Below are 7096 nucleotides of genomic sequence, written 5' to 3' on the forward strand. Positions count from 1 at the left end.
GGCCACGTCACGCTGCGCTATTTCAACGTGGCCGGCGCCGACCCGGGCGGGCGTCTGGGCCAGGCCACGCCGGCCGCCACGCACCTGATCAAGGTGGCCTGCGAGCTGGCCTGCGGCAAGCGCGAGCGCATCGACGTGTTCGGCACCGACTACCCGACGCCGGACGGCACTTGCGTGCGCGACTACATCCACGTGGAGGATCTCGCCCGCGCGCACGTGCTGGCGCTGAACCACCTCGCCGCCGGCGGCGAGTCGCTCACGCTCAACTGCGGCTACGGCCACGGCTACAGCGTGCGCGAGGTGCTGGCGGCGGTGCAGCGCGCCTGCGGCCACGCGCTGGCGGTGCGCGACGCGCCGCGCCGGCCGGGCGACCCGGCCATCCTGGTGGCCGACAGCAGCCGCATCCGCAGCGCGCTCGGCTGGCTGCCGCAGCACGACGATCTCGACTTCATCGTGCGCACCGCGCTGGCCTTCGAGCGCACGCTGCCGCGCCCGGCCTGAGGCCGGCGTATGGCGACGGCGATGGATGCGCGGCTGAAGCTGCGCACGCCGACCACACCGGCACACTCAGGCATCGGAATCCGCCATGTCGAACCCCCGCGCCCTGGTCCACACGCTTCACACCCACTGGGACACCGTGGAGCTTCTGGTGCGCCTGTCGCGCGAGTTTGCGGTGCTCACCGACGAGCAGGTGCGCGCCGGCATCGCCCGGGTTGCGCCGCAGCTGGACGCCGAGGCACAGGGCGCGGTGCTGCGCGCGCTGGTCAATGCCGACATCCTGCAACCCTTGCCGCGCAGCGACGACCTGCAGCTGAACGCCTACGTGCTGGAGTTCGTGCGCGGCCTCACCCGCGAGCACGAGCTCGGCTTGGCTGCCGTGCTGCAGGCGCGGGTGGCCGCCATCCGCGAGGCGACCGAGACGCTCAACGAAGGCATGCGCCAGGCCGACATGGACCGCCTGCGCGGGGCCGCCAACACGCTGGCGCAGCTGTTTCGGCAAATCAGCCTGCAACTCGACCAGGACCGGCATGCTTTGTTCGAGCTGGCCGAACACGCCAAAAGCGCCGACGCCAGCGCGCCGATCAGCCAGCGCTATCGGCGGGTGCTGGAGGCTTACGATCAGTACGTGGAGCCGATGAACCAGATGATGGACAGCGGACCCGAGGGCACCTTCTACCGCTATCTGGAAGACGCCGAGCGGGCGCTCGATCTGGCCGGCGAGCGCCTGACGATACGCGGCGCGCTGTACTCGCACCGCCTGCAAGTGCGCCAGGTGGCCCAGCAGGCCAAGGAACTGCGACGCTTCGGCCGGCTGGTGGCGCAGCAGTGCGCCGACACGCTGCTGCCGCTGCGCGAGGAGCTGCGCCAACACAATGCGCTGACCGCTGCCATCGGCCTGCTGCTGGGGCAGGTGCGAAAGCGCGGTCTGCGGCGCGCGCTGCAACCTCACGCCGCCGGCGCGACGCTGCCGCTGTGGCGCAACGAGCGCGGTTTCAGGCTGCAAGTGGGCGACGACGTGCGCGCCGTCATGGCGGCTGCGCGTCACTACCAGCCGGCATCGGTCGCCTTTCCGCAGGACGAACCCGCCCAGGCCGGGCCGCCGCTGGAGCACGTCGACGAGGTCGGCATCCGCGAGCGCCTGGCGCGCAGCCTGCCCGTCGACAGCCTGCTCGACTGGCTGAAAACCCACTACCCGCACCTGACGGATGCCACGCTGCTGCGCCTGTTCCACGACCTTCAGCACGAGCCCCGCTGGTCGATCGAAGCCGCCGACGGCAGCGGCCACACCGACCTCAAAACCATCCGCATCCTGCACCACCCGCACCGCGTGAGCGCGGCCGCATGAACGCGACCCAGCCGCTGGCGGCGCAGCTCGCGCAGATGCCCCACCTGGCCGACCTGTTTCGGTTGTTCCTGTCCGGCAAGCATCTGAACCGGCTGGCCGAACCGGCGCTGTGGGCGGAACTCGAGCAGCAGCAGGCCGCCTACGACGCGCTGTTTGCGGCGCTGGGTTTCGATTTGCGCCTCGATGCCCGCGGCTTTGCCTGGTTCCACGCCGCCGAGACCAGCAGCAACATCGGCAAGCACAGCCGCCAGCTGGCGCTGCTGTTCATGGTGATCTTCGATGCCAAGGCCAACGCCGGCAAGGCGCTGCAACGCTTCGGCGACTGGTTGATCGACAGCGCCTGGCTGGCCGAGGTCTACGCGCAACAGCAGGACGTGCTGGACGCCGAGGGACTCGACCCCGACGCGCTGGTGGAGCTGCTGGGCCGCGCCTGTGGCCTCGGTTTTGCCGTTGCCGAGCCGGCCGGCTGGCGGCTGCTGCCGGCGGTGTACCGCTATCTCGATCATTTCGAGGCGTTGGCCGACGCCGCCCGGCAAGCGGACCCCGCCGGCGACACCGCAACCGACGACAGCGATGCCGACGCTGCGCCCGACCAGGAGGAACCCGCCTGATGCGGTACGGCTTTCAGCGCCTGGTGCTGCTCGGCAGTGCCGGCTACTCGCGCGCGGAACTGCCACTCGACGGCGCGGTATCGCTGGTGGCGCCCAACAACACCGGCAAGACCAGCCTGATCAATGCGCTGCAGTTCTTGCTGATCATCGACCGCCGGCGCATGGATTTCGGCGCCCACGACGTGGACAAGAGTCGGCGTTTTTATTTCCCGCACAACAGCGCCTACGTACTGCTGGAGGTGTCGCTGCCGGAATCCGGCACCGTGGTGCTGGGCTGCGTCGGCAAAGGGGTGAGTTTCGACTACGAGTATTTCGCCTACGCCGGGCCGCTCGAGGTCGACGAATTCCGCCTGCCGGACGGCCGGCTGGTGGCGCAACCGCAACTGGCCAGCCAGTTGGCCGGCCACGGCCGGCAGGTGTTCCGTTACAGCAGCAGCGAGTTCGCCGACATGGTCTACGGCGCACGCAGCCGCAAGCTGGTCGGCCAGCAGGATTTCTGCGTCTTTCGCCTGGAGCACGCCAGCGACGCCAGCGTCTTCCAGCGCGTGCTGACGCGCACGCTGCGCCTGGACCGGTTGCGCTCCGCCGAGGTGAAGGACTACCTGCTGCAGATTTTCCGCCGCGACCTGCCCGACGCCAGCATCGATTTCAAGGCCGAGTGGGACAAGGCTTTCGCCGACCTGAACGCCGAACGCGGTCAGTATCTGGCCGCCGTGCGCCTGCAAGACCAGCTCGCCGAGCTGGAACAAAAACAGCAAGCGCGGCTCGAGCTGCGCGGCAAGCTGCTGTGCTGGCGGCCGTTGATCGACAGCGCGCTTGGCCAGTGGCAGCAGTATTTCGATGCCCGCCAACAGGCGCTGCAAAACGAACTGGCGCGCTGCGACGGCGAGGGACGGCGCCTGCGCGAGCAGGACCTCGAAGCGGCGCGCGAACAAAGCCGATACGAGCAAGAACACACCACGCTGCGCCAGCAAAGCGAACAGTTGCGCGCGCTGCAGCAGCGCTTTGCCCTGATCGTCGACCGTTCGCTGCTGGACGCCCGGCGCGGCGAACTGCTGGAACAGCGCGATGCCCTGATCGTGCGCATCGGCCAGGCCGAGGGTCGCTCGCCGGCCGCCATCGAGCAGGAACTGGCGCGCCTCGAACAGGCGTCGGCACAGCTCGACCGCGAGCTGCGCACGCACGGCGAGAATCTGTATCAACGCCTGGCCGACCTGCTACCGCCGGCGCCACTGGCCGCGCTCGACAAGGCGCTGGCGAGGCCAGTGCTGACCCTGGGCGCCGACGAGTTCACGCTGGATGGCGACGCGCTGCGCGCCGCGCTGGCCGACGCCGACGAAAACCGCCTGTGCCTGCCCGGCCTGCGGCTGCGTGTCGGCGCCCTGCCGGCACAGCACCGCCAGCGCACGCTCGCCGAGCTCCAAGAAGCGCGCCAGGAATTGGCGCAACGCACGGCCCAGCTGCGCGACCAACTCGACACCGCGCAGGCGCTGGCAGACGTCAAGCGACAACGCGCGGCGCTCGACGACGAGCTCACGCAGCTGGACGCCGAGCTGCGCGATTACGTGCACATGCAGGCCCTGCAGCACAGCGAGGCCGAGCGGCAACAGCGACTGGACACGCTGGCGCAGAGCCTCGCCGCGCTGACCGCCACCCTCGCCCGGTCGGCCGAGCGGCACCAGGCACTCGACCAGCAGCGCCAACGGCTGCAGCACGACCTGCTGGCCTTGCAGCAGCAACACCGGCTGATCGAGCAACGGCGCAACCAGCGAATCGACCACCAAGGCATCTTCACCTGGCTCGCCGACCTGCCGCACCGGCCTTGGCTGGCGCAGCCGGAATTCCCGCTGGAGCAACTGGCCGAGCGCCTGCAGGTTTATCTCGCCGACTGCCGGCAGCTGCTGGAGCTGGACGAGCGGATTCGCCACCTGCTGGGCGACATCCACGCCGGCGGGCTCACCAAGTACCAGTTCGTCGGCGACGGCGAAAGCGAGATCGACCGCCTGGTCGAATTCGCCCACCATCTGCCGCAAGAGGCCGAGGCGCTGGAAAAGAAGGCGCGCTCGGCGGTGGTGAACGTGGCGGCCAGCCTGCGCGAGCTGCGCGACGGCCTGCTCGCCTTCAAGCGCCGGGTGCGCGAATTCAACCGCAAGATCAGCGGCCGCCAGCTGTCCGATCTGGCCGTGTTCAAGATCGAGCCCGAGGACGAAACGCCGCTGGTCGAAGCCATCGAACTGCTCATCAGCACCGCCGCCACCGTCGACAGCGGCGAAACCTTCGAGCTGTTCAACCAGCACAGCGTGCTCGACGACGCGCAGCTGAACCGCGCCAAGACCCTGCTGATCGAGGAAGGCAACGCCCGCCACGGCCTGCGCGTGGCCGATCTGTTTCGGCTGCGCTTTTGGGTCGGCAAGGCCGACCGCGAGCCCGAGGCTTTCGACGACCTCGACAGCGCCGCCTCCAACGGCACCGTGCTCATGGCCAAGCTGGTGACCGGCCTGGCCATGCTGCACCTGCTGCAGGATCAGCGCCGCCCCATCCAGGGCGTGTGCTACCTCGACGAAGCCCTGGCGCTGGATGCGCGCAACCAGCGCAGCCTCATCGACACGGCGGCAGAGTTCGGCTTTGCGCTGATCTTCGCCTCCCCCGCCCCGCTGACCAGCGTGCGCTATTGCGTACCCATCCACCAGCGCCCCGGCGGCAACCAGATCAGCCGCTTCAGCTGGCAGATCATCGAACCCCTGGAGTCCTGATGGACCAGCGCGCGCTGCGAGCCGCCCTGCTCAAGCTGGCCGGCGCCGATGCGCTGCCGGCCAGCCGGTTCACCGCCGCGCAGCGCAACGCGCTCGATCGGTTCGCCCGCCACACCGGGGCCGTCGGCTGCCAGCGCCAGGGCAGCGGCGACGTGTACCGGGTGCTCGATGCGGGCGTGTTCGCCGGCCACCTCGCCGCACTGTCGCCGCAGGCGCACACCCCCACGCCCGCCGATCTGCCGCCACGCGCCCGCCACATCGCCCGCTCCCGCGCCAGCAAGGCGGGCGAGCATCAACACGCCTGTCATTACCCCATCCTCAAGGCGGTCGGCGATGGCGTGTGCTGGCAGGACGGCGCGCGCGGCGCGGTGCTGGCGCTCGGCCCGCTCACGCGCGACTGCGGCGCGGCCAGCCTGCGCATCGAAGCCGACGACGCCTGGCGCACCGAACAGGCGCTGTGGCTGGTGGAAAACCAGGCCCTGTTCGACCGCACCGACTGGCTGCCACCGGACACCGTGGCCACGCTGCTGTACTACGGCGGACAGCTCGATGGCCGGCTGCTGGCCTGGCTGGCCGGCCGTCCCCGCGCCAGCCGGATCGTGCATTTTGCGGACTACGACGGCGTGGGACTGGCCAACTTTGCCCGGCTGCACGCCCTGCTCGGGGATGCCTGCGAATACTGGCTGATGCCGGACTGGAGCACCAAGCTCGCCCGTTACGGCAGCAATCGACTGTGGCGCGACACGCTGCGGGAGTTCACCGCCGCCGCGGCGCGACTGCCGGACTGCCTCGCCCCGCTGACGCAACAAATGCAGCGCTGCGGCCTCGCGCTGGAGCAAGAAGCGGTCTGGCTGCCTGGGTGGTGAGCAGCACTTACCCCGGACGGAACACGCTGAATAAATCTGCGTTTCCTTAAGGAAATGCTGAAAAATTCCGTCCGTGGAATTTTTCAGCTCGCCGCGGCGCGGTACACGCCCGCGCCGCGCTCCATGAATCAAGGACTTACGCCCTTGATTCATGCCAGGGCATCCTGCCCCGGACGGGAAACGCTGAATAAATCAGCGTTTCCTTAACGCTCGGCAGGGCCAACACACCGGCAGCGGCCGGCGCGCCGCGTTCCTGGCCGGCGAGCAGGCGGCCGGGCAGGTAGCAAAACCGCGCGGGCACGGCCCAGACGGCCTCGATCCAGCCTACGGTTCGCGTCGCCGTGGCGCCGGCGGCGCGGCGGCGAGCGGGTCCTGCGGCCATGGGTGCCTGGGGTAACGGCCGCGCATTTGTTTGCGCACCTCGGCATAGGCGCCGCGCCAGAAGGCGGCCAGATCGGCCGTCACCGCCAGCGGCCGGCCGGCTGGTGAGAGCAGGTGCAGCACCAGCGCCACGCGCCCGCCGGCCAGGCGCGGCGTGTCGTGCTGGCCGAACAGGTCCTGCAGGCGCACGGCCAGCACCGGCGCCTCGGCGGTGTAGTCGATGGCGCGGGCACGGCCGTTGACGGGCAGCTCGCGCGGCAGCTCGGCGTCGAGCCGCCGCGTCTGCGCGTGGTCGAGCAGCGCGGACAGCGCCGCCGACAGCCGCCCGCCAGCGAGATCGTCGAGCCGCGTGATGCCGGCCAGAAACGGCCCGAGCCACGTCGCAAGCTGCGCTTCGAGCGCGGCGTCGGACAGGTCCGGCCAGCCGGCGTCGGGCTCCAGACGCCGCATCAAGGCGAGGCGCGCGCGCAGTTGCCGGTCGGCCTCGCTCCACGGCAGCGCCGCCACGCCGCGGCGGGCGATGGCATCCAGCAGCGCGGCGGTCATGGCGGCGGCGGACGGTTTCGGCAGCGGTTCCTCGGCCAGCACCAGCGCGCCCAGGCGCCGCACGCGCCGCGCCTGCACGGCGCCAGTGCCGGC

General features: G+C 70.3%; 6 protein-coding genes. 5 read left to right on the forward strand and 1 reads right to left on the reverse strand.

Going from position 1 to position 7096, the window contains the following annotated elements:
• From PHC73_RS09840 to PHC73_RS09860, 5 genes are all read left to right on the forward strand, one after another.
• Nucleotides 1–501 (forward strand): NAD-dependent epimerase/dehydratase family protein (locus PHC73_RS09840; protein WP_300127362.1); only part of this gene is annotated, 501 nt, incomplete at its 5' end.
• 85 nt (nucleotides 502–586) lie between these two features.
• Complete coding sequence (locus PHC73_RS09845) at nucleotides 587–1846, forward strand: hypothetical protein (protein WP_300127365.1); 1260 nt, start codon at nucleotides 587–589, stop codon at nucleotides 1844–1846.
• Nucleotides 1843–2457 (forward strand): hypothetical protein, encoded by a 615-nt coding sequence (locus PHC73_RS09850; protein ID WP_300127368.1) that lies wholly within the window; start codon nucleotides 1843–1845, stop codon nucleotides 2455–2457. Before PHC73_RS09845 ends, PHC73_RS09850 begins: the two co-directional genes overlap by 4 nt.
• Entirely contained in the window at nucleotides 2457–5210 is a 2754-nt protein-coding gene (locus PHC73_RS09855) for a hypothetical protein (RefSeq protein WP_300127371.1), read from the forward strand. Before PHC73_RS09850 ends, PHC73_RS09855 begins: the two co-directional genes overlap by 1 nt.
• Nucleotides 5210–6076 (forward strand): hypothetical protein, encoded by an 867-nt coding sequence (locus PHC73_RS09860; RefSeq protein ID WP_300127374.1) that lies wholly within the window; start codon nucleotides 5210–5212, stop codon nucleotides 6074–6076. Before PHC73_RS09855 ends, PHC73_RS09860 begins: the two co-directional genes overlap by 1 nt.
• Before the next feature lie 324 nt (nucleotides 6077–6400).
• Here PHC73_RS09860 and PHC73_RS09865 read toward each other — a convergent pair.
• Nucleotides 6401–7096: ATP-dependent helicase C-terminal domain-containing protein (locus PHC73_RS09865; protein ID WP_300127376.1), on the reverse strand; the 696-nt coding region annotated here is incomplete at its 5' end.

The sequence above is a fragment of the Immundisolibacter sp. genome, from assembly GCF_028696615.1.
In the GTDB taxonomy this organism is placed as follows: Bacteria; Pseudomonadota; Gammaproteobacteria; order Immundisolibacterales; family Immundisolibacteraceae; genus Immundisolibacter.

Excerpts from the sequence above, each read along its gene's own strand:
- PHC73_RS09845 (WP_300127365.1), top strand. The coding sequence starts at position 587 with ATGTCGAACCCCCGCGCCCTGGTCCACACGCTTCACACCCACTGGGAC.
- PHC73_RS09850 (WP_300127368.1), top strand. The coding sequence starts at position 1,843 with ATGAACGCGACCCAGCCGCTGGCGGCGCAGCTCGCGCAGATGCCCCAC.
- PHC73_RS09855 (WP_300127371.1), top strand. The coding sequence starts at position 2,457 with ATGCGGTACGGCTTTCAGCGCCTGGTGCTGCTCGGCAGTGCCGGCTAC.
- PHC73_RS09860 (WP_300127374.1), top strand. The coding sequence starts at position 5,210 with ATGGACCAGCGCGCGCTGCGAGCCGCCCTGCTCAAGCTGGCCGGCGCC.